Source organism: Moraxella bovis, from assembly GCF_002014975.1.
GTDB lineage: Bacteria > Pseudomonadota > Gammaproteobacteria > Pseudomonadales > Moraxellaceae > Moraxella > Moraxella bovis.
Map to the genome: position 1 here is coordinate 31,766 of NZ_MUXV01000014.1, position 19,042 is coordinate 50,807.

The following is a 19,042-nucleotide window of genomic DNA, read 5'->3' on the forward strand; positions in this document are numbered from 1 at the left end:
TTCATAATTTTGGCGTATAATGGTGGTAACTCAACATCATATGCCACACCATGCACATTCTCATCATCGAAGACGACCCCGCCATTGCCACAACCTTGCGTTTTGCCTTAGAGCGTGAAGGCTATACCGTGTCATGGGCGGACACGGTTGCCAAAGTCGCCCCCTGCCTTGATACGCCACGCCTTGACGCTGTCGTGCTGGACGTGGGATTGCCTGACGGAGACGGTTTTGGCGTGTGCCAAATGATACGCCAAGGCGACAGGCACGCCCACGCCCCCATACTGTTTTTGACGGCACGCACAGACGAGATAGACCGCATTTTGGGCTTGGAGCTGGGGGCAGATGATTACATCGCCAAGCCATTTAGCCCCCGAGAGCTGATAGCACGGCTAAAAGCGATATGGCGTAGAGAAAATATCTTTACCCAAAAATCGGATAAAGCCGATAAATCAGACCCTGCCCACACCGACTTTACCAAAACCACAGGCAGACACATTTGGCATTATCAAGCCTGTGATTATTCACTTTTTCTAAATAATCATGCCTTGACCTTATCAAAAACCGAGCTTGGTATCATGCTCACCCTACTTGCCAACCCCACGCACATTCTAAGCCGTGAGCAGATTTTGGCAAGCGTGTCCGACCACCCCGAACACCGCCTATCACGCACCATTGACAGCCACATCAAAACCTTACGCCAAAAACTGGGCGATTTGTGCGATGATGAGATGATTGTAACCCATCGAGGCTTGGGATACAGCCTGTGCTAAATTTTCATCGTCTGCTTGACCGCATTTTTAAAAAACGCCTAAGTTTTAGCATTTTTGTGCGGATATGGCTGACCTTTGCCTTGATTACCCTGTTGTCATCGTCCCTTGCCCTATATTATGTCCAAAAAACGGTGCGACCGTCCGCCAAACGGGTGGTAGAAGACAGCCTTGTGGATACATCGGTGCTACTGTCGCACATCGTGGCAGATGACGTGGCAAATTTATCAAAAGATGAATTAAATCAAACGCTTAACGCCAAATTATCCCACGCCTTTACCAACCCTGATAAACCGCTTTGGTATCATCAAAAATCCAAAAGCACCTACCACATCTATATCACGGACAGCACAGGCGTGGTCATCTATGACAGTCGTGGGGCGAGCGTGGGGGCGGATTTTAGCCGTTGGAATGACGTGTATCTGACCTTGCGTGGCAAATACGGGGCAAGAAGCACTGACATCGGCGGGCATTCGGTCATGTATGTGGCAAGCCCGATTGTCTCAGACGGGCGGATAATCGGTGTGGCATCCGTTGGCAAGCCCACCCAAACGCTCATTCCTTATATCAACAAAAGCACCGATGAGATTATTAAGATTATCTTATCAATTATGGCAATCACGCTTGCCACCGCCACGCTCATGGCATGGTGGTTAAGACGCAGCATAGACAGCGTAAACCGCTACACCAAAGGGCTTGCCAGTACCGCACCACCCCATTTTTATCTTGGGCGAGAGCTGAACGAACTCATGGCAAGCATTCACGCCATGAAAGACACCATAGAAAACAAAGCGTACGTGAGCGAGTACGTCCACACGCTCACGCATGAGCTAAAATCCCCCCTGACCGCCATTCGTGCCAGTAGCGAGATTTTGACGGACGAGCTGAGTCTTGCCGAGCGTGAGCAGTTTACGGGCATTATCCTATCGCAAACGGACAAATTAACCGCCTTGGTGGACAAACTTTTGACCCTTGCCAAGATTGAACAGCCCACCTTTAAACTTACCATGAGCGATGTTGATTTGGACGCACTCATTCAAACCTGCCTAAATCAGCAGTCGGCAACCCTAAAACAGCTTGGCAAAACCGTGCAATTTACCAAAAGCGGTATTCATATCCGTGCCGATGAATTTTGGCTGACCCAAGCGGTGCAAAACGTGATTGACAACGCCATTTATTATGGCAAAAGTGCGATAGCCATTCATATAAGCCAAACCGAGACGGATACCTTTATCCATATCAAAAATGACAGCGACACGCTGGACGACTTTATCATCAAGCGAGCCTTTGAGCGGTATTTTAGCATAGGCAAATCCGCCCAGCAAAAAAGCACGGGACTTGGGCTGACGCTGGTTAAGCAAGTGATAGAGCTTCATGGCGGGGCGGTGAGTTTTGGGCAGGATAGGGGCAACGATGTGGTTGTGGTGATGAGAATTCCGATTACATATATTTACAAATAGAAATAATATAAAAACAGTATTGTATTTGGATTGTTAGAATATTTTTTCTATATAAAATCAATGAATTATATAAAAAGCAACAAAAAAATACACATATTATGCACAAATAAATCTCACAAAATGCTTGCAATTTTGTCAAAAATACCTTATTTTATACATAATAGCCTTATGTGTGTCCGACCAATTTTACACATATTCTTAGGTTGGGTAACTTTTTGTTACCTATTTTTTTATCTCTACATTTTGGAGTAAATTATGAGCCGTGCTGTAAAATACGCCCAAAGTGTACTAAAACACTATTGGGATAAGCAAATACCCATACAACCAGAGCGTATGATTGATAAGATTGACGATTTGGAAATTCGTTATGAGAACTTAACAGACAACATTTCTGGTAAGGTGAATTATGATTTTGATATTAAAAAATACATTATTACTGTCAATGAAAATCACCATGAAAATCGCCAAAGATTTACCATAGCTCATGAATTGGGGCATTATGCCCTAAATCATGGCTCAAAAGAAGATATTCTATACCGCAATGGAGAAAGCGACCCTGATGAGATTGAAGCCAATGCTTTCGCTGCTGAAATCTTAATGCCAACTGCTGTCATCAGACATTTAATTTTTGAAAAAGACATTACAACGGTACAAGAACTCGCTCAAAAATTATGGGTGTCCGAGCAAGCCATGTTGTATCGCCTAAAAAATCTAGGATTGATTTCATGAGCAAGATTGGCAACCATAACATTCAACTAAGTCCACCAGAACAGGCACCGCCAGCATCTGCAACAGTTAATATTGCCAATGACGATATTAGCGAACTATCGCAACAAGCCAAACTTAATCAAGAGCGAATTACATTATTTCGTTATGCAGTTTATGGTGCTTTATTTGCCTTTTCTATACTCATAGTGCTATTATGCTGTGTTATTTATGAGTATATATCGCTGTTAAGATCAAACCAAACGGCGATATTATCTAGCAACTTTTGGCACATTCCTTTAATGATTGCTGTTATGGCGACATCTATTTTATATGCCACCTTAAAATCTTCCGCTCATTTTGGTGAAAACAAATCTCAAAATGACAAACAAAATACTGACAGCCTATCCGTTATTGGCAACCTTCCTATTTGGCAAGAGTTGATTGATACCATTAAATCCCTAAAATCATCTAAATAATCTAAATTTTCCACACATTTTCCATAAAACCACCCCATTTTTCCATCATTTTTGCACAGACGATTTTTATAATGACTTCATGTTTTTAGGAGTTTATTATGCAAAAAATCGGTACAAAATTATCACTCATCGGGGCGGTGTGCCTTGTGTTTTTTGTCGGACTGATGTTCGTGAGCGGACTTGTGAGCGAGCGACAGTCTTATCACGATGAGGTTATCAGCGAGATTAAGTCGTCCCATGTGTCATCGCAAATTCTAGCCACGCCCTTTTTGGTCGCAGGACATGGCGATGAGACGCACTACATTTTCCCCACCAAAAGCGACATTAAGGCGACAAGTGATGTGCGAGATGACGAGTACAAACGGGGCATTTATCGGGCGATAAGCTATGGCACGAAAGTTGTCGTACAGCAGAGTTTTAATGCCCATGCCACCGCCCACAGCTTACACATTGATAAGCCTGCCGAGCCTGCCCAAACGGTATCTCCCGATACCCAAACACAAAACGAACAGTCTCAAAATCAGCAAACCCAAAACGAGCAAGCCCAATCCACCCCAAGCGAGCAAGTCGCCACCCAAAACCCCCAAGCCACCCAAGCGACACCCACGCCTGCCACACCTACCGAATCCATCCACATTCCCAAACCACTAAGGCTTATCATTGCCCTAAGTGATTTACGGGGTGTCATGCCAACGAATGTAACCGTCAATGGCAAAAGCTATCCTGCCACCTTTGGCACAGACAACGCCCTACCGCATTTGGAAGTGGCTTTGCCCATGACCTTGGATGAATTTATGAAAGATGATTTTATGGGCAGTGGAGAGCTAAATGTGCAGTTTGAGCTTGACGTGTCTGGCATTGGCAGTTTTGGCGTGTTACCGCTTGGCGAGATGAACACCGTTGCCCTAAACAGCAACTGGCAAAATCCCAAATTCCACGGGCAAGCCCTACCCACGCACAAATCGCTCACCGACAACGGCTTTGGGGCGACATGGCAAGCCCATGTGCTAGGCGTGCAAAATCAAAAACTTATCATGGAGCTATCACGGGGCATCATGGGCGATTTTGACCAATACACGCACCACGCTCTGACGACCGATTTTATCCACACTAACGACACCTACACCAAGACTGACCGCAGTATTAAATATGCCTTGCTTATCATCATGGTGTCGTTTGGGACGTTCTTTTTGTTTGAAGTTATCAAAGGCTTACGCATTCACCCCATTCAGTATCTGCTCGTGGCAAGTGCGTTGCTTGTGTTTTATTTGCTTCTGCTGTCGCTTGCCGAACAGTTGGCGTTTTGGCAGGCATACACCATCGCAAGCCTTGCCTGTGTGGGGCTTATCGGTTGGTATGCTTGCTATATGCTCGGCTCGTTTGGGCGTGGTGTGGGCTTTGGGGCGGTGTTGGGGACGTTGTATGCGTGCTTTTATGCGATACTCTCGGCAAGTGGCATGAACCTGCTTATGGGGTCGGTGTTCTCCTTTATGTGCATCGCCGTGGTGATGATTGCTACTCGTCATGTAGATTGGTATGGCATGACAGGGCAAAATGATGACAATAAAAGTGATGAAAGCGACAACACACCACCCACGCAACTGCCACAAGTTACCACAATCAATCAAATCAGTCCAACCAATCAGGAGATCGCCCATGACTAATATCACAACCGTAAACACCCTAATCGGCAAACCCAAATCGGCAATCTTAGATGAATTTGAACAAGATAACTGCGTGGAGTTTTTGCATTGGCTGTATGTGCCAAAATTAAAACTGTTGATGAGCTTTCATCGGCAGGTGTGTGCAGGGGTGGAAGTGGTGTAGAGTAAATAAAAGGCATTGTGAAATAACAATGCCTTTTAAGTTTTTAAAGTTTGGACGTGTGATAGGGGGGCGAATTATATTCGCCCTGATTTAGAATTTTAATAAAGGGTAAATATTTACTGGTCAGCCATTACAAAAAACGGACTGATTTTTTTGGCAAAATTCTTTATAATACACCCTTCATCTCTATCAATTAGGAGAATACCATGAATGATTTGCTCGCCCAATTTATCCCTATGTTTATTGTAACGTTTGGGGTATTTGTGCTGTTTTTTTTGTTTATGGGGATTGGTTATTTGGTCAAGAAAAAACCCCTAAAAGGCTCGTGCGGGGGCGTGGCAACCTTGATGGGCGATGAGTTTTGCCAGTTTTGTGGCAACGACCCCAACAAATGCGACAGTCTCACCGAAGACGACAAAAAAGCCATGCTCGCTAACAAAGCAACATTGGATAAGATTGCCAAAGAGATTTGATTTGGTGGTTTTAAAACTTATTTGAATTTTAAAAAGGGCGAATTATTTGCCCTTTTTCTTTTATGATTACTTAACCTCAAAATATACCAACGGGCGTGGAAAGCACACCCCTACAAAAGTATCATTTAAAAAAATACAGAATTGGTGCAAATTAGGGTCAATTCACTGTATTTATCCTAAATTTTTCCCTTTTCAAGCCTCATCCTTTTTTGTTAAAATTCCATCTTTAGCCACACCAAACCGCCATGCCAAACACCCACCCCCACAAATCCGCCCTGCCCCTTGCCCTACTTATCATCACGCTTGTACTATTGGCGATAAATATGCGTTCGCCCATTGTCATGCTAGGTTCGGTCGCTCCCACGCTTACAGACGCACTGGGCTTATCGGTGTCCGCCATTGGGCTATTGGGGTCGCTTCCCATGCCAATGTTTGCCTTTGGGGCTCTGGTTGCTCCCATGCTCGCCAAGCGTTTTGGGCTAGAAGTTATGATGATGATAAGCGGTGCGGTGCTGGCGGTCGGTGTACTGTCTCGGGTGTGGCTTGGGGTGAGCGGTCTGTTTGTCGGTACGGTTGTGTTGTCGCTTGCCATTGGGCTATTAAACGCCCTAACCGCCCCTTTTATCAAAAAATACGCCCCCAATCACATCGCTCTTGCCACAGGCGTATTTAGCCTATCCATGTCGGTGTGTGCAGGGCTGTGTGCCTATCTGGTCGTACCGCTCATGGGCGTGGTGTCGTGGCAGGTGGCGTTGTCGTGGTGGGGGGTATTTGCGGTGATGACGTTTTTTATGTTGTTATTTATCAATAAGTTCTATCATGCCGACACCGCCCAAACCACAAACACGCCCAGTCATTTTAACGCATGGAAAAGCAAGGATGCTTGGTATTTGGGCGTGTATATGGGCATACAGTCGTTACTGTTTTATACGGTGGCAAGTTTTTTGCCGTCCATTGGCATGGGTTATGGGCTAAGTTTGGCAGACGCAAGCGGACTTGCCCTTGCTTTTCAGCTGTCCGCTCCTGTGGCGATATTTTTATTAACCTTTTTAATCAAAAGAAATTTTTCCATAAAAATCATCGCCTTAGTGGCAAGCCTTGCTAACGTGGTGGGGTCAGGCGGATTGATTTGGCTTCCTGATTATCTCATGCTGTGGTCGGCACTGATGGGCTTTGGCGGGGCGTGTATTTTTACGTTGTCGCTCATGCTGTTTTCTATTCGTACAACACGGCTTGATACCGCTCGGGATTTGTCGGGCATGGTGCAGGCGGTGGGCTATGGCGTGGCGTTTTTTGGCCCGTTGGTGCTGGGTAAATTGTACGAAAAAACAGGCACTTGGGAAGTGTCGCTGTATGTGCTATTTATTCTAATGTGTGTCAATGTCGGTTTTGGCTGGCTGGCTGGGCGTGGGGATAGGGTGGATTGAGTGATATGATTGCCTTATGGGATTTGCACGCTGTCGTGCCTGCGTTGGGCAATTGAACTTCTCGCATTTTTGGTGGGGAATAAGGTGGGGAAAAAATTATATGGTTTAACCAACTTAAAAAGGGCGAGATTTCGCCCTTTTTAAGTTTTAACAAACAGTACCAAATAAATCAGATTGCCCTAAACCGTTATTCTCATCAAAATTAACCAACTCAATTGGTAGTTCAAGCACATCAATAATTCTTGCTATTTCAATATCAGCACTGAATAGTTTTTTGACACCATTTGCAATGGTAATGCCTAAAATTTGAATATCTACCTTAATAATCTGTTTATCTTTTGATTTATTTTTAAAAAAGTCTGTTTTTAATAATTCTCGCATGATATTAGCACTGACGATTGCTGACTTTTTGTCAAAATCGAATTCTTGAATAAAAGAGTGATTGGTTGTTAAAAACAGTTCTCGCTCCATATTATTATCCCGAACCATAAATTCTGCCAATACGGGTGTTGGCAAACCAATTTTATGATTTTGTCTCTCCAATTGTTGCAATAATAAGCGATATTTTTGTTTATCAGCAACCAAAGCAATCAAAAAATTGTTATCCGCCATTATCATGATGAATGACGCTCCATTAGCCAAGTTTGCTCAGGATTATCCAATGCTCGCCAACCGCTTTCACCGCACGCATGAAAGTCGTCCGCCCATTTTGTCAATTCATTTTTATTAGGCAAAACAACAAAGCTTTGAGCGGTAAATTCAGACAATTTCATTTGCCAACCTGTCAATTGATATTTGGCAATACCTGTAAATTCAATCAAACTATCTGCCAGCCAAAGCCCTTCCAAATACCCTGCCAATTCATGAGACAATATTTTATTTACTTTAACAGCAACTTGATTACCATTAGCAAGCAAAATGGTAAAATGGTCAGTATCATCTTTACCATGTGCAGGTTTTTGCAGTTTGCCAATTAGCGTTTCTGTTTGTTTTATGGTTTTTGTGTATTCTTGATAATCCAAGGTTTCAATTAATTGATTTTCACTTTTATTATTTGGCTTTGCCCACAGTTCAGCTTGAATATCAGGATAATATTTGGCGTATTTACGAATGGTTTTTGTCAAAGATTTGTAGGCAGATTTTACCATGCCGTTTTGAAAATTTTGCAAAATTTGGGGGTAAAGCTCTTGATTGGCTCGCACAGAAACCACCGCAGAGCCTTGACGAATGCTATCAAATTTTAGACTATCTTCATTAAGCAGACGAGAAAAATCAGACAATAAAGCCCCCACATCATTTGGATGAATATTATCCAAATCAATGCCAGTCAGTCTGAGTGTGAATGTGGCGTAATTGCTATCAGTCATCATAACGCCCCGTCTAAGTCCAATTAAAGAAAATTATCTAAATATTCTATTATAACACCTTTTGTTTTGATAGTGCAATCTATCAAATCTCAATCACACCACATCCACCACAATCGGCTTGCCATTATGCATCAGCACCGTTACGTCCACGTTATACAGCACTTTCATGTTTTGAGCCGTTAGCACGTCTTTTGGCGCACCCACAGACACCACTTCGCCCCCTTTCATCATCACAACCGTATCGGCAAATTGGGATGCTTGGTTGATGTCATGTAGCACGATGACCACCGTTTTGCCACGACTTGCCAGCACCTTCATCTGTCGCATGAGTCGCCCTGCGTGGTACATATCTAGGTTGTTGAGCGGTTCATCAAGCAAGATATACGGCGTATCTTGGCACACCACCATGGCAATCAGCACACGCTGACGCTGACCGCCCGACAAGTCGGACAAAAACCGCTCCGCCAACATCTCTAATTCAAAGGTCGTAATCATCTCCTCCACCTTATCCTTATCCGCCTGTGTGGGTCTGCCCTGATGATAAGGATAACGCCCAAACATGAGTAGCTCACGCACACGCAGTCGCCCCTGAATGTGGTTTTCTTGGGCGAGCATGGCGACCACTTTTGCCATATCACTATCTGTGGCGGTGCTGATGTCATGCCCATCAAAGCTGATACAGGCGGATTTGTCCTGCAAAGAATTCATGCGAGCCATCAGGCTAAACAGCGTACTTTTGCCTGCCCCGTTCGCTCCGATGAGTGCGATGATTTGCCCTGTGGGTAGCTCAAAGTTTACGTTTTTTAAAATGGGTAAATCGCCGATGTTGTGGCTAACGTTTTTTACTTTTATCATAAATACCCCAATTATTCCAACAAATACAAAGGCAAGCCAAGCCCAAATAAATCAAAAAATGAATGTGCTAAAGTAAATGGCAACAATTCATCACTTTTATAGCGTAATAACAAAAACACAATCCCCAAAGTGGTAATGGTTAATGCTCCTGCCAATCCTTGATAGGTATGAAAGGCAAATCGCACAAACAAAGTAAACACAATGGCAAGGGGCAAATGTTTTTTTGTGGTCAATGCCACCAATCCAATAAAAAACACTTCCTCATAAAAGCCATTTAACAGAGCAAATAAAATAAAGGAAACAGACCACATACTAAAATGCTCGCTTGCCCCATAATGTGCCTCTGTGGTTGGATAAAGCTCGGGAAAAGCCCAGTATTGCAAATACTCATAAAGCGATGCCACCGTTCCTGCAATGAGAATGTATAGCACCACTTTTGGCAATGTCCAGCGATTGACACTAAAATTTAATTGTTTAAAATCAAATTTACGATAGGTCAAATACCCAAACGCCACCAATAATGCCATAATTTCACTCAAAATCCCCGACCAATTACTTGAACTGTTGAATTCCAAAGTCTCAGGAGCAACCTGCTCATGGCTTATCAATTCAAAAAACTGCATATTGGAACTATAAATGGCAAAGCCAAAAAAGATAATCGCCAAAATAACCACATCAAACAAGTGCAATGATTTTAATTTATTTTTCATTCAACAACCTAAATTTATAGATTAAATTTTATGTATTAAGAATTATTGGATTGTACGTTGTTTGCTATATTGCATAAAAATCAGTAGCAAAAACGCCACCCCGCCAAACAGCTCAATGACCACTTCAAGCACGCCTGCCATTTTAAAAATATGCTCAAACACTGCCTGTCCCACGATGAGCGTGCTACTGGCGATGAGCGTCACCAAAATCAGCCTCTCGCCGTGAGCCATTTTTGTACAAAACCGATTGGTCAAAGCACACACAAGTAGCCCAAAAAACGTAATCGGACCCACAAGGGCGGTTGCCATGGATACGAGTAGCGAGATTGTCATCAAAATACCAAGAGACAGCTTATGATACGGCACGCCAAGCGAAATGGCACAATTTCTACCAAGTAGCAATACGTCCAACGCAAACCGTTGTCGCCACACATAAATAAAAGTCGCCACCGACAGCACCACACTGGTGATGAGCAGATTGACATTGATGGCGGTAAAACTGGCATAGCTTTGGGCTTGTACGGTAACAAATTCATCGGGATTTATCATGCGAGCGACCATGTAGGATAGGCTACGAAACAACGTCCCAAAAATCACGCCCACCAAGATAAGCCGTGTCAAATCTTGATTATGTTTAGTAAACAAAAAACGAAACAAAATCACCGACATAATCATCATCATCGCCACTTCAAAGGCAAATTTACCCACTGTTGGCAAGGTGACATAACTTAGCATACCCAAAAAGAACAGCATCAGGCTCTGTATCAAGACATATAAGGCATCAAAGCCCAAGAGACTTGGCGTTAAAATGGGGTTATGCGTAAGCGTTTGAAATAACAGCGTGGACACCCCCACCGCATAGCCTACCACTAAAAAAGCAATGAGTTTGCGAGTACGCAGGGGCAAGGCAAAATCCCAACTGATGACATTTAAGGTCAAATACAGCCCACAGCCAATCACAAGCACGATAAACGCCAACAAAATAGGACTGCCCAATAACTTTTTTATAAAATTCATCACACGCCCCTATTTTGATTTTGACAAAAGCCATAAAAACAGTGCCGACCCTAGCACGCCGAAGACGACATAGACAGGGATTTCAAAGGGATAGCGTATCACACGCCCAATAATATCGCACAAAAGGACACAAGACGCACCAAGCAACGCCACCGCAGGGAGCGACACCCGTAGGCGGTCTCCGACCAGACGGCTCACGATATTTGGCACGACAAGCCCCACAAAGCTAATCGCCCCCACCGTAACCACCACCACCGCACTTATCATCGCCACCATGCCAATGGCAAGCCACATAACAGCGTCTTTATTGACCCCCAAATTTTTGGCGATACCGTCCCCAAGCCCGATAATCGTCAAGCGGTCTGCCATGATATAAGCAATGGCGGACAAAATCCCCACCAGCCACAAGGTCTCATACCGCCCTGCCAGCACGCTAGAAAAATCGCCAAACCGCCACACCGAGAGCATTTGCACCGTCTCGGTCTGATACGCCAAAAACAGCGTAAACGAGTCAATGATCCCCCCAAACACAATCCCCACAAGCGGAATGATGAGAAAATCGGTGGGCGGTAAGCGTTTGATAATCTGCATAAAAATCATCATACCGCCAAACGCCATGACCGTTGCCACGCTCATCTTACCCAAAAGGGGCAAGGTTGGCATATAAAGGCTTGTGAGCAAAATCCCAAGCACCGCCGACTGTGTCGCCCCAACCATAGACGGCTCAACAAAGCGGTTTTTTAGCACGACCTGCATCATCATGCCCGCTATCGCCATGCTCGCCCCTGTCAAAATTAAAGCGAGCGTACGGGGCAGACGGCTCACCAAAAAAAGCTGTGAGCTGTTGTCGGTGTCGTCAAAGAGTTTTGCCCATGAAAAATCCGCCACCCCCACCGAAATGCTGATGACAATCAAAACAAACAAAAGCAAAAACGCACCAACATTGACAAATGTTGGCGACCACCAAGAAGTTGGGGCGGAGAGTGTCGCTGTGGTCATAGGGTTCCCAAGTGATAATTCCTAAGGTGCATGGTGAGGCAAAGGGGTTTATAATTTAAAATGGGTTTATGCAGCCAACAAAATTGAATTTTTACTACGGAAACCGTTCGCCACAAGCTTGCCTGCGGGTCGGTTTCCATCATGGTTCGACAGGCTCACCACGAACGAAAAACTGTAGTACTCTTTCATTTTGTAGAGTGTATGATAAATTGATATGATCAAATCAAAATATATGCCCCAATTTGCATTTTTAAAATAATGCCTTTGTAGGGGCGAATACAACGCCCAAAAAACTTATGGTACAGGGCAAATGTAATTTACCCCCTGTAAATTCACTACAAACACAATCAATTAACAATGCTAATAAAAATCAGCAGAAGGGCGAATAAAATCCGCCCCCTTTTTTTACACCTAACATCAATTACTGAGCTGTTTTTGCATTAAACGCATCGGTAACAATCTTAGCATCTTTTAGCCATTGGTAATAACCCCCAAAGGCAAGATAAGAATCTGGACTGACATAGACGATTTGGTTATTTTTATAGGCTTTGGTGTTGTGCATGAGTGGGTTATTTAGCACTTCCTTAGCCGATACGCCTTCTTCGCCAATCGCTGACGTGCGGTCTAGGACAAACAGCCAATCAGGGTCAACTTTTTGGATATATTCAAAGCTAATGGGCTGACCATGACGCTCTTCGTTTTTGTTCACGTCAGCGTCCGCCATAGGAATGCCGAATGTGGTGTGTAGATAGCCGTAGCGTGAGTTTTTGCCATAGGCGCTCATTTTGTTGCCGTTGATAAGAATGGCAAGCCCGTTGCCCTTGCCTTCTACCGCTTTTTTGGTCTCGGCGATGGCAGTATCAATGTCGGCGATGAGTTTGTCGGCTTCTGCAGTTTTACCAAACACTTTACCAAAATCGGTAATCTGCTGTTTGCTTGACTCATAGACGTTGTTGGTGTCAATGGTTAGGTTATACGTTGGGGCGATTTTGCCAAGCTCTTCGCTCTTTTCTGCCATACGAGAACCCACAAAAATCGCTTGTGGTTTTAGGCTGTGCAATACTTCTAAATTTGGCTCAAATACTGTACCAACGCTTGTGCCATCTGGCGTGCCGTCCGCTTTTAGGTTTAGGGTAGCGATACGCTCGGCGGTCATCTCCGCTGACGGCATACCTTGCACCGCAACGCCCAAGGCTTTTAGGTTTTGTAGGGCGGTCATGTCATAGACGGCAATGGGATTAGGATTGGCAGGGATGGCCTGCTCGCCTGTGGCGGTCTTAATGATAACATCGCCTGTGGCAGGGGTCGCTGTGGTGTCAGCAGGTTTGGTCTCTGCCGACTCAGCCTTTTGTTCTGTTTTTTGCTCGGCAGGGGCGGTGTCTGTGGTTGCAGGTTTGTCTTGGTTGCAAGCGGTCAGACCAAACACACCAACAACGGCAAGGGCTAAAAGTTTTTTGGTAAACATAACACGTCCTATATATGACAAAACAAGAAAGATAAATGATGGTTACATATTTTAACCAAAAATCTTTGATAAATCAATGAAAATAGGAATATTTAACAAATAATTTAGATTGCCAGTTGTGGTACATGATGAGTTATAGTCATCTAAAATTCATTGCCCATCAAAAACAAAACCCAGCCCAAGCTGAGTTTTTGTTAATGTCAATACTACTGAACAGAACGTTCTTTGAGACGTTTTTGACGCTTGACTTCATCTTCGGCTCGCCATTTGTCCGTTTTCATCTCGTCAGCCGTAGGACGCACTTCTAGGTTTGGTATGTCTGTCACGCCCATCTCCTGGAACGCAAAAGCAATCGTCATCAGCTCGTCTTCTTTTCGCTCATTATAAGTATTTGGGCTGTGTCCTTGGTTTTCAGCGGCATGAAGAAGTGCGGGACGACCACAGCTTTCTATCTCCTGAAAACGTGCAACAAACTTATAAGAATGCGACGGCACCACACGGTCATCTCGCTTGGATGTTTGTACCAAGGTAGATGGATAACAAGTGCCTGCATTTAGGTTATGATAAGGCGAATAACTCATCAAAACATCATAAACACGACGACCTTCTGATGGCACGCCATACTCTTCCATCCAATACTGCGTAATGCCCATGTCCGCCTGACGCAGTTGGTCTAAGACAGCCACCTGTGGGAATGCCACACGATACTTCTCTGGATGACGCACCATGGCGGCTCCCACCAAAAGACCACCGTTAGACCCACCAATAATGCCTAGATGGTCAGGGTTGGCATAGCCTGCTTGATTTAGGTAGTCAGCAGCAGCAGCAAAGTCATCATAACCCGTCAAGCGTTTGGTGTGCTTAGCAGCATCTTGCCACTCTTGTCCGTATTCGCCACCGCCGCGGATAAAGGCATGAGCCCAAACACCGCCATTTTCTAGCCATGCGGTGTTGGCGGGAAAGCCAAAGGTTTGGTCATAGATGACACCATAACCACCATAGCCGTATAATAATGTCGGGTTCTTACCATCTAAGGGAATGCCTTTTTTGTAGCTGATATTCATCGGCACCTGCGTGCCATCATAGGATGTATAAAATACCACCTTGCTTTCGTACTGCGTCTCATCAAATGGTGCTAAGTCAAAGCGACGAATATCCAAAAATTCATCTTTGGCAATGCTATACTTATAATCCGTGGGCGGGAATGTTGGGTTCTCAAAACGAAACTGCACATAGTTTTCGTTGGATTCAGCATCATTTTCGTCCACTTCGTGATTGGAATCGGTTTGCTCTTTGTTCACCAAGTTGCCAGTCAGCTCAGAAATAAAGCCCGCCCCCTGTGGTGGTGTCAAATCTTTTAAAAAGACACCTGTGGTAGCATCCACCAGTTTAAGGCGACTCACCCCATCTTTTAGGTAGGTCACCAAGAAGTAGCCATTACCTTCTTCGTGATAATACGCATCACGCATCAAATCCAAATCCTGCGGAATATTAACCACCACTTCACGCTTTTTTAGATTGTCAAGATTACTCTTAATCAGCTCGCCCCTACGGTCATTCTCACCACTAATAAACCACACGTCACGGGTCTCTGGGTCAAAATGTATCAGCTGTGCCAAGATGTTATTATTAAAAGCTGGATTGTATCTAACCGCTTTATCAAAGAATTTATTATCATGCAAGCGATACACATCGCCTGTCTTACGGTCTTTGATATAAGCCGTTGTTGTACCCTGGTACATGCCATCCATGACCAAATAACGGTCATCATCACCATCAAAATAGATGCTGGTGATTGCACCACCACCCACTTGGTTTGAGTTGGTTTCGATAGGGTCAATAAAACGCTCTTTGCCAATATCACGACGATAGACAGCAAGCTGGGGCACACTACCCACATAAAACAGCGTATCATCATCTAGCCATGTGGATGCCAAAATATCTCGTCTAAGACCTTTGATAATGGGCGTGGCAAGTTCGCCTGTACGGGTATCTATGACGTGCAAAAATCTAGGGTCAACATCAGAAAATCCTTGACGCACAAAGAACGACACATAAGAGCCATCTTTACTAACCTTAACACCACGAACAGCAGCATTGCCATCTGGGGTCATCTTACCATCTGGGGAAATGGTCGCCTGATTGACAAGTTCGGTGCGAGTGCCATCTGGATCAATACGCTCAATGCGACTAAACCCATCAACATGACGATAATAACGAATCTCACCAATCTTATCCCGATAAAAACGACTCATAGTATGCTCAACATCTTTTAGAGCATCGTAGTTTCTTTTTAGCTGGTCATAAACAGTAGAGCTTTGAATGTACGCTTCCGTTACTGCATTTTGCTCATTCACCCATTCATTAACCTCGCTGGACACCCTAGGTTGCACCGTTTGTAGATACCGAGTGGTCTCAGCCGCCAACGGTCGGTCGTCTTCAAAACGAGTACCAATAAAGTTTCGCTCACGGTCAGCATCGGTCTCTTTGGCAACATATGCATCAATATTATCATACTTTTCTAACCAGCGGTATTTATCCACATGGGTGCCACCAGAATAATGGTCAATACCATCATCTGGGGCGTGCTGATTATCGATGTATTGGGCATTTCTGGTACCTGCAGTATTGGCAGAGATGCCAAATTCACCGTGTAAAAAAGGGTCGTAACTGTCTTGGTGCACCCGAGTTTTTGGGTAATTTAGTTTATTACTGCTGTCAGTGTCATCATCAGCCTGTACCGTTGTCATGTAGACACACGACATCACTGCCAATGCCAACGTGGTAAGTTTTAATCTCATCATGGGCAACTCCTTAATTTTTTGCCATGCAAATCAACCGATAAATACACCTGTCAGGAGCAAGTCTCATCGCCTGCCCCCGCATTTTTATATTGTGTTTTGTGCTTAGAATGTAAACACCATGCCCACACGCACATTGTCATCGGTCAATTTGCCAGTATCCTTGCCACCGACCTTATAAACTGTCTCTTCGGTATCATAACGACCATAGACACGAACATTGGGACGAATGCGATAGTCTAGCTGCACATAGGCTTCTTTGGTGTCGGCTTTATCATAGAGATGTTGCTCGCCTGCCCCCACATAAGAATACATCGCCAAATCTGTCCAACCACTGTCCCGATAGGTGGCATACAAAGAGCCTGCGTCATTTGTTAATGCTGATGCACCTGCCTTTAGATCTGTCTCAGCTTTTTTGGTGCCATAGCCTGCACTGACCTTAAAAACAGGGTTGATGTCATAGGCAATCTTCGCTCCCAGATAATCCGTGGTGCGTTTATCCAAAGGTGTGTTACGACTGTCTGACATGTTTTCTTTTTTGCGACCGATATCCGCCGCTATCAAGAACTTACCTGCCTGATATTCTAATGATGCCGCTACACCATCAACTTTTTGTGGGTAGCGGTTTAGAGTGTTTTGGTTGGCAGTCCACTGTGCTTCTGCAATGTTGGTCACAGGGTTAAAATCACTGTGCGTATAGCCTGCCGCCACTCTTAGGCTTTGATTATCAGCGATGGGAAAGCGGTAACTTGCTGACACGCCATAGCCTGAGTCCACTTCGGTGTTATTTTCTTTGGTCACATCGTTATAACCTGCAAAACTATAATAAGCACTGGTTTGCAAGCCTTTGACACCATAATAGTCCAAACGCACCGCATTGGTACTAAAAATATCTAGTGGCGTATCTGTGCCGGTACGATTAACATAGTTGGTGTGTAGGTATTGGCGACCTAGGCTAATCGCCCCCAGATTGCGTTTGTCAAAAGACAAACTTGAATTAGACAAATAAAAATCACGCCCATCACTATAGCCAAAGCCGACATTACCCGTCACTCGCCAGTCATTTGGCAACTCTTGTGAGCCGCGAAAATCCACATAGGACACGCCGTGGTTTTGTCCCAAACGTGGCTTTCTGTCAGTACTGGACAACTCTGTGCCTGCTGGGATGTTACTGCCCCAATGCCAACTATTTCCATCAATGTAAGCACTCGCCATTGGGCTTTGTAGCACAAACTTCTCATCCTGTTTGGTGGCTTGCATATCAATCTGTCCGCTGATGTCCAAAGACAAGCCATCTTTTTTGTAAAGATTATAAACTGCCTGAGAGCTGGTTGCTGTTAGAATCACGCCTGTCATTAGGGCGATTTTGGTTAATTGAAAAGATTGGGTCGCTTTCATAAAAAATTCCTTTAAAATAATTAAAATGAGAATGATGCCCCGATGTTGGCGGTGAGTTGTTCACGATTACTAAATTCGCCTTCGGTAACATAGTTGGTGGTCTTTAAGTTGGTGACTGAGCCATTTAACGTAATGCCCTTATACAGCTCATATTGCAGACCCACGCTGTATCGATCTTGCTCAACTTTATCAAAGAACAACGCTTCTGTTCCCGAATAAGGCTCTAACCTACCAAAATCCACCATTCTCTCAAAAGATGCAGGTGAGTTATTTTTAGAATGGCTGTGTCCATAGCTTAGCGTACCTTTTAGACGTGGGGTGAATTCATAATCCACTTTGGCACCATAGACTTTTTTGTCTACACCACTGGTGACATAACCATTGTAAGACTCTTCACGCTCGCCATAGTCTAGCCCAACCATCCAGTCATTATGGCGAAACCCAACACCGAGTAGATAAGCATCTGCTTTTTCGGCAACATCATAGTACGCCATGTCATCATGACCCTTACTGCGACTATAACCGCCCGCCAAGGTCAGCGTTTTTCGTGGTGCAAAATCAAAGTCATACTTGGCAGAAACCCCATCACTGTGATGCCACCCTAAGGCTCTGCGGTTATTGACATCTGCTGACTGAGTTAGCATGTGATAGGCGGACAAAGTCAGATTGGGCACGCCCGTATATCTGGCATTGATGTTGGTGCCTGTGTCATTCATGGTGTTTAGCATACCCAAACCTGTCTGGCTCACACCAAGCCTATTGAAACGACTGCCGACACTCAGTCTGCCTTGCTCGCCATAAGTACCAAAATCAAACCAAGCCCCCCAATAAGCACCCTGGTTACGACTGTCACTCTCACTAGCTTCTATCAAAATGGAGCTATTGGCGGTAATCTTTGGGGTCAGTCTTTGGCTGGCATAAAACTCAACCGAACCCCAGTTAAGACCGTTTAATCTGAGCTGTTCGTCGCTGTCTTTACGGTCTTGATTGGCAAGCACATCAGCGACACTGCCATTAGTGCCAAAAATCCTAGGATCACCATAAGTATAGTTAAACTTATTGGATTCGGTGCTAAAATTGGGATTAATACTGCCATAAATACCAAGGCTTAAACCATCTTTAAGCGATGGTATCTCCAACATCGCCGCATGAGCTGGCATGGCAAACAATGCCAAAACAGACATGGGAACAATCCAACGGAGCTGTCTGGCAAGTGGATGAAGGGGGTGGATTAGTGTGTGCATAGAAAGTTAGTTCTCCTTAACACCAAAAAATAACATCCAAGTCACAAA

General features: G+C 44.5%; 18 protein-coding genes. 8 read left to right on the plus strand and 10 right to left on the minus strand.

Annotated features, from left to right (window positions below):
• The first annotated feature begins 50 nt into the window (after positions 1-50).
• The 8 genes from B0182_RS03695 (at position 51) to B0182_RS03725 (ending at position 7,138) form a co-directional block, all read left to right on the plus strand.
• On the plus strand, positions 51-770 hold the full coding sequence (locus B0182_RS03695; RefSeq protein WP_078273646.1) for a response regulator: 720 nt from the start codon (positions 51-53) through the stop codon (positions 768-770).
• Positions 764-2,227: a two-component system sensor histidine kinase CreC gene (gene creC, locus B0182_RS03700; protein ID WP_158079614.1), complete on the plus strand. Its 1,464-nt coding sequence runs from the start codon at positions 764-766 to the stop codon at positions 2,225-2,227. Before B0182_RS03695 ends, creC begins: the two co-directional genes overlap by 7 nt.
• Before the next feature lie 255 nt (positions 2,228-2,482).
• Positions 2,483-2,956, plus strand: a complete 474-nt coding sequence (locus B0182_RS03705; protein ID WP_078273648.1) for an ImmA/IrrE family metallo-endopeptidase — start codon at positions 2,483-2,485, stop codon at positions 2,954-2,956.
• On the plus strand, positions 2,953-3,411 hold the full coding sequence (locus B0182_RS03710) for a hypothetical protein (protein ID WP_078273649.1): 459 nt from the start codon (positions 2,953-2,955) through the stop codon (positions 3,409-3,411). The genes B0182_RS03705 and B0182_RS03710 overlap by 4 nt, the downstream gene beginning before the upstream one ends.
• 98 nt (positions 3,412-3,509) lie before the next feature.
• Positions 3,510-5,075: a cell envelope integrity protein CreD gene (creD, locus tag B0182_RS03715; RefSeq protein ID WP_078273650.1), complete on the plus strand. Its 1,566-nt coding sequence runs from the start codon at positions 3,510-3,512 to the stop codon at positions 5,073-5,075.
• A complete protein-coding gene (locus tag B0182_RS14200; RefSeq protein WP_158079615.1) occupies positions 5,068-5,238 on the plus strand; it encodes a hypothetical protein in 171 nt (56 codons plus the stop codon). The genes creD and B0182_RS14200 overlap by 8 nt, the downstream gene beginning before the upstream one ends.
• 206 nt (positions 5,239-5,444) lie before the next feature.
• Entirely contained in the window at positions 5,445-5,711 is a 267-nt protein-coding gene (nqrM, locus tag B0182_RS03720) for a (Na+)-NQR maturation NqrM (RefSeq protein WP_078273651.1), read from the plus strand.
• Positions 5,712-5,956: 245 nt separating this feature from the next.
• Positions 5,957-7,138, plus strand: coding sequence for an MFS transporter (locus tag B0182_RS03725; RefSeq protein WP_078273652.1), 1,182 nt, complete (start codon positions 5,957-5,959; stop codon positions 7,136-7,138).
• Positions 7,139-7,285: 147 nt separating this feature from the next.
• On the opposite strand, the gene B0182_RS03730 is transcribed toward B0182_RS03725, so the two are convergent.
• From B0182_RS03730 to B0182_RS03775, 10 genes are all read right to left on the minus strand, one after another.
• Positions 7,286-7,756, minus strand: coding sequence for a hypothetical protein (locus tag B0182_RS03730; RefSeq protein ID WP_147287298.1), 471 nt, complete (start codon positions 7,754-7,756; stop codon positions 7,286-7,288).
• A complete protein-coding gene (locus tag B0182_RS03735) occupies positions 7,753-8,505 on the minus strand; it encodes a hypothetical protein (RefSeq protein ID WP_078273654.1) in 753 nt (250 codons plus the stop codon). The genes B0182_RS03730 and B0182_RS03735 overlap by 4 nt, the downstream gene beginning before the upstream one ends.
• Positions 8,506-8,598: 93 nt before the next feature.
• On the minus strand, positions 8,599-9,360 hold the full coding sequence (locus B0182_RS03740; protein WP_078273655.1) for an ATP-binding cassette domain-containing protein: 762 nt from the start codon (positions 9,358-9,360) through the stop codon (positions 8,599-8,601).
• A gap of 11 nt (positions 9,361-9,371) precedes the next feature.
• Positions 9,372-10,070: a CPBP family intramembrane glutamic endopeptidase gene (locus B0182_RS03745; RefSeq protein ID WP_078273656.1), complete on the minus strand. Its 699-nt coding sequence runs from the start codon at positions 10,068-10,070 to the stop codon at positions 9,372-9,374.
• Between the two features lie 42 nt (positions 10,071-10,112).
• A complete protein-coding gene (locus B0182_RS03750; RefSeq protein ID WP_078273657.1) occupies positions 10,113-11,087 on the minus strand; it encodes an iron chelate uptake ABC transporter family permease subunit in 975 nt (324 codons plus the stop codon).
• A gap of 9 nt (positions 11,088-11,096) precedes the next feature.
• Complete coding sequence (locus B0182_RS03755; protein WP_078273658.1) at positions 11,097-12,086, minus strand: ABC transporter permease; 990 nt, start codon at positions 12,084-12,086, stop codon at positions 11,097-11,099.
• 421 nt (positions 12,087-12,507) lie between these two features.
• Positions 12,508-13,551: a siderophore ABC transporter substrate-binding protein gene (locus tag B0182_RS03760; RefSeq protein ID WP_078273659.1), complete on the minus strand. Its 1,044-nt coding sequence runs from the start codon at positions 13,549-13,551 to the stop codon at positions 12,508-12,510.
• A gap of 206 nt (positions 13,552-13,757) precedes the next feature.
• Entirely contained in the window at positions 13,758-16,355 is a 2,598-nt protein-coding gene (locus B0182_RS03765; RefSeq protein WP_078273660.1) for a prolyl oligopeptidase family serine peptidase, read from the minus strand.
• A 102-nt stretch (positions 16,356-16,457) separates the two neighbouring features.
• Positions 16,458-17,750 (minus strand): porin family protein, encoded by a 1,293-nt coding sequence (locus B0182_RS03770; protein ID WP_078273661.1) that lies wholly within the window; start codon positions 17,748-17,750, stop codon positions 16,458-16,460.
• A 20-nt stretch (positions 17,751-17,770) separates the two neighbouring features.
• On the minus strand, positions 17,771-18,994 hold the full coding sequence (locus B0182_RS03775) for a porin (RefSeq protein ID WP_115368823.1): 1,224 nt from the start codon (positions 18,992-18,994) through the stop codon (positions 17,771-17,773).
• Between the last annotated feature and the right edge of the window lie 48 nt (positions 18,995-19,042).

Excerpts from the sequence above, each read along its gene's own strand:
- B0182_RS03695 (WP_078273646.1), top strand. The coding sequence starts at position 51 with ATGCACATTCTCATCATCGAAGACGACCCCGCCATTGCCACAACCTTG.
- B0182_RS03705 (WP_078273648.1), top strand. The coding sequence starts at position 2,483 with ATGAGCCGTGCTGTAAAATACGCCCAAAGTGTACTAAAACACTATTGG.
- B0182_RS03710 (WP_078273649.1), top strand. The coding sequence starts at position 2,953 with ATGAGCAAGATTGGCAACCATAACATTCAACTAAGTCCACCAGAACAG.
- creD (WP_078273650.1), top strand. The coding sequence starts at position 3,510 with ATGCAAAAAATCGGTACAAAATTATCACTCATCGGGGCGGTGTGCCTT.
- B0182_RS14200 (WP_158079615.1), top strand. The coding sequence starts at position 5,068 with ATGACTAATATCACAACCGTAAACACCCTAATCGGCAAACCCAAATCG.
- nqrM (WP_078273651.1), top strand. The coding sequence starts at position 5,445 with ATGAATGATTTGCTCGCCCAATTTATCCCTATGTTTATTGTAACGTTT.
- B0182_RS03725 (WP_078273652.1), top strand. The coding sequence starts at position 5,957 with ATGCCAAACACCCACCCCCACAAATCCGCCCTGCCCCTTGCCCTACTT.
- B0182_RS03730 (WP_147287298.1), bottom strand. The coding sequence starts at position 7,756 with ATGATAATGGCGGATAACAATTTTTTGATTGCTTTGGTTGCTGATAAA.
- B0182_RS03735 (WP_078273654.1), bottom strand. The coding sequence starts at position 8,505 with ATGACTGATAGCAATTACGCCACATTCACACTCAGACTGACTGGCATT.
- B0182_RS03740 (WP_078273655.1), bottom strand. The coding sequence starts at position 9,360 with ATGATAAAAGTAAAAAACGTTAGCCACAACATCGGCGATTTACCCATT.
- B0182_RS03745 (WP_078273656.1), bottom strand. The coding sequence starts at position 10,070 with ATGAAAAATAAATTAAAATCATTGCACTTGTTTGATGTGGTTATTTTG.
- B0182_RS03750 (WP_078273657.1), bottom strand. The coding sequence starts at position 11,087 with ATGAATTTTATAAAAAAGTTATTGGGCAGTCCTATTTTGTTGGCGTTT.
- B0182_RS03755 (WP_078273658.1), bottom strand. The coding sequence starts at position 12,086 with ATGACCACAGCGACACTCTCCGCCCCAACTTCTTGGTGGTCGCCAACA.
- B0182_RS03760 (WP_078273659.1), bottom strand. The coding sequence starts at position 13,551 with ATGTTTACCAAAAAACTTTTAGCCCTTGCCGTTGTTGGTGTGTTTGGT.
- B0182_RS03765 (WP_078273660.1), bottom strand. The coding sequence starts at position 16,355 with ATGATGAGATTAAAACTTACCACGTTGGCATTGGCAGTGATGTCGTGT.
- B0182_RS03770 (WP_078273661.1), bottom strand. The coding sequence starts at position 17,750 with ATGAAAGCGACCCAATCTTTTCAATTAACCAAAATCGCCCTAATGACA.
- B0182_RS03775 (WP_115368823.1), bottom strand. The coding sequence starts at position 18,994 with ATGCACACACTAATCCACCCCCTTCATCCACTTGCCAGACAGCTCCGT.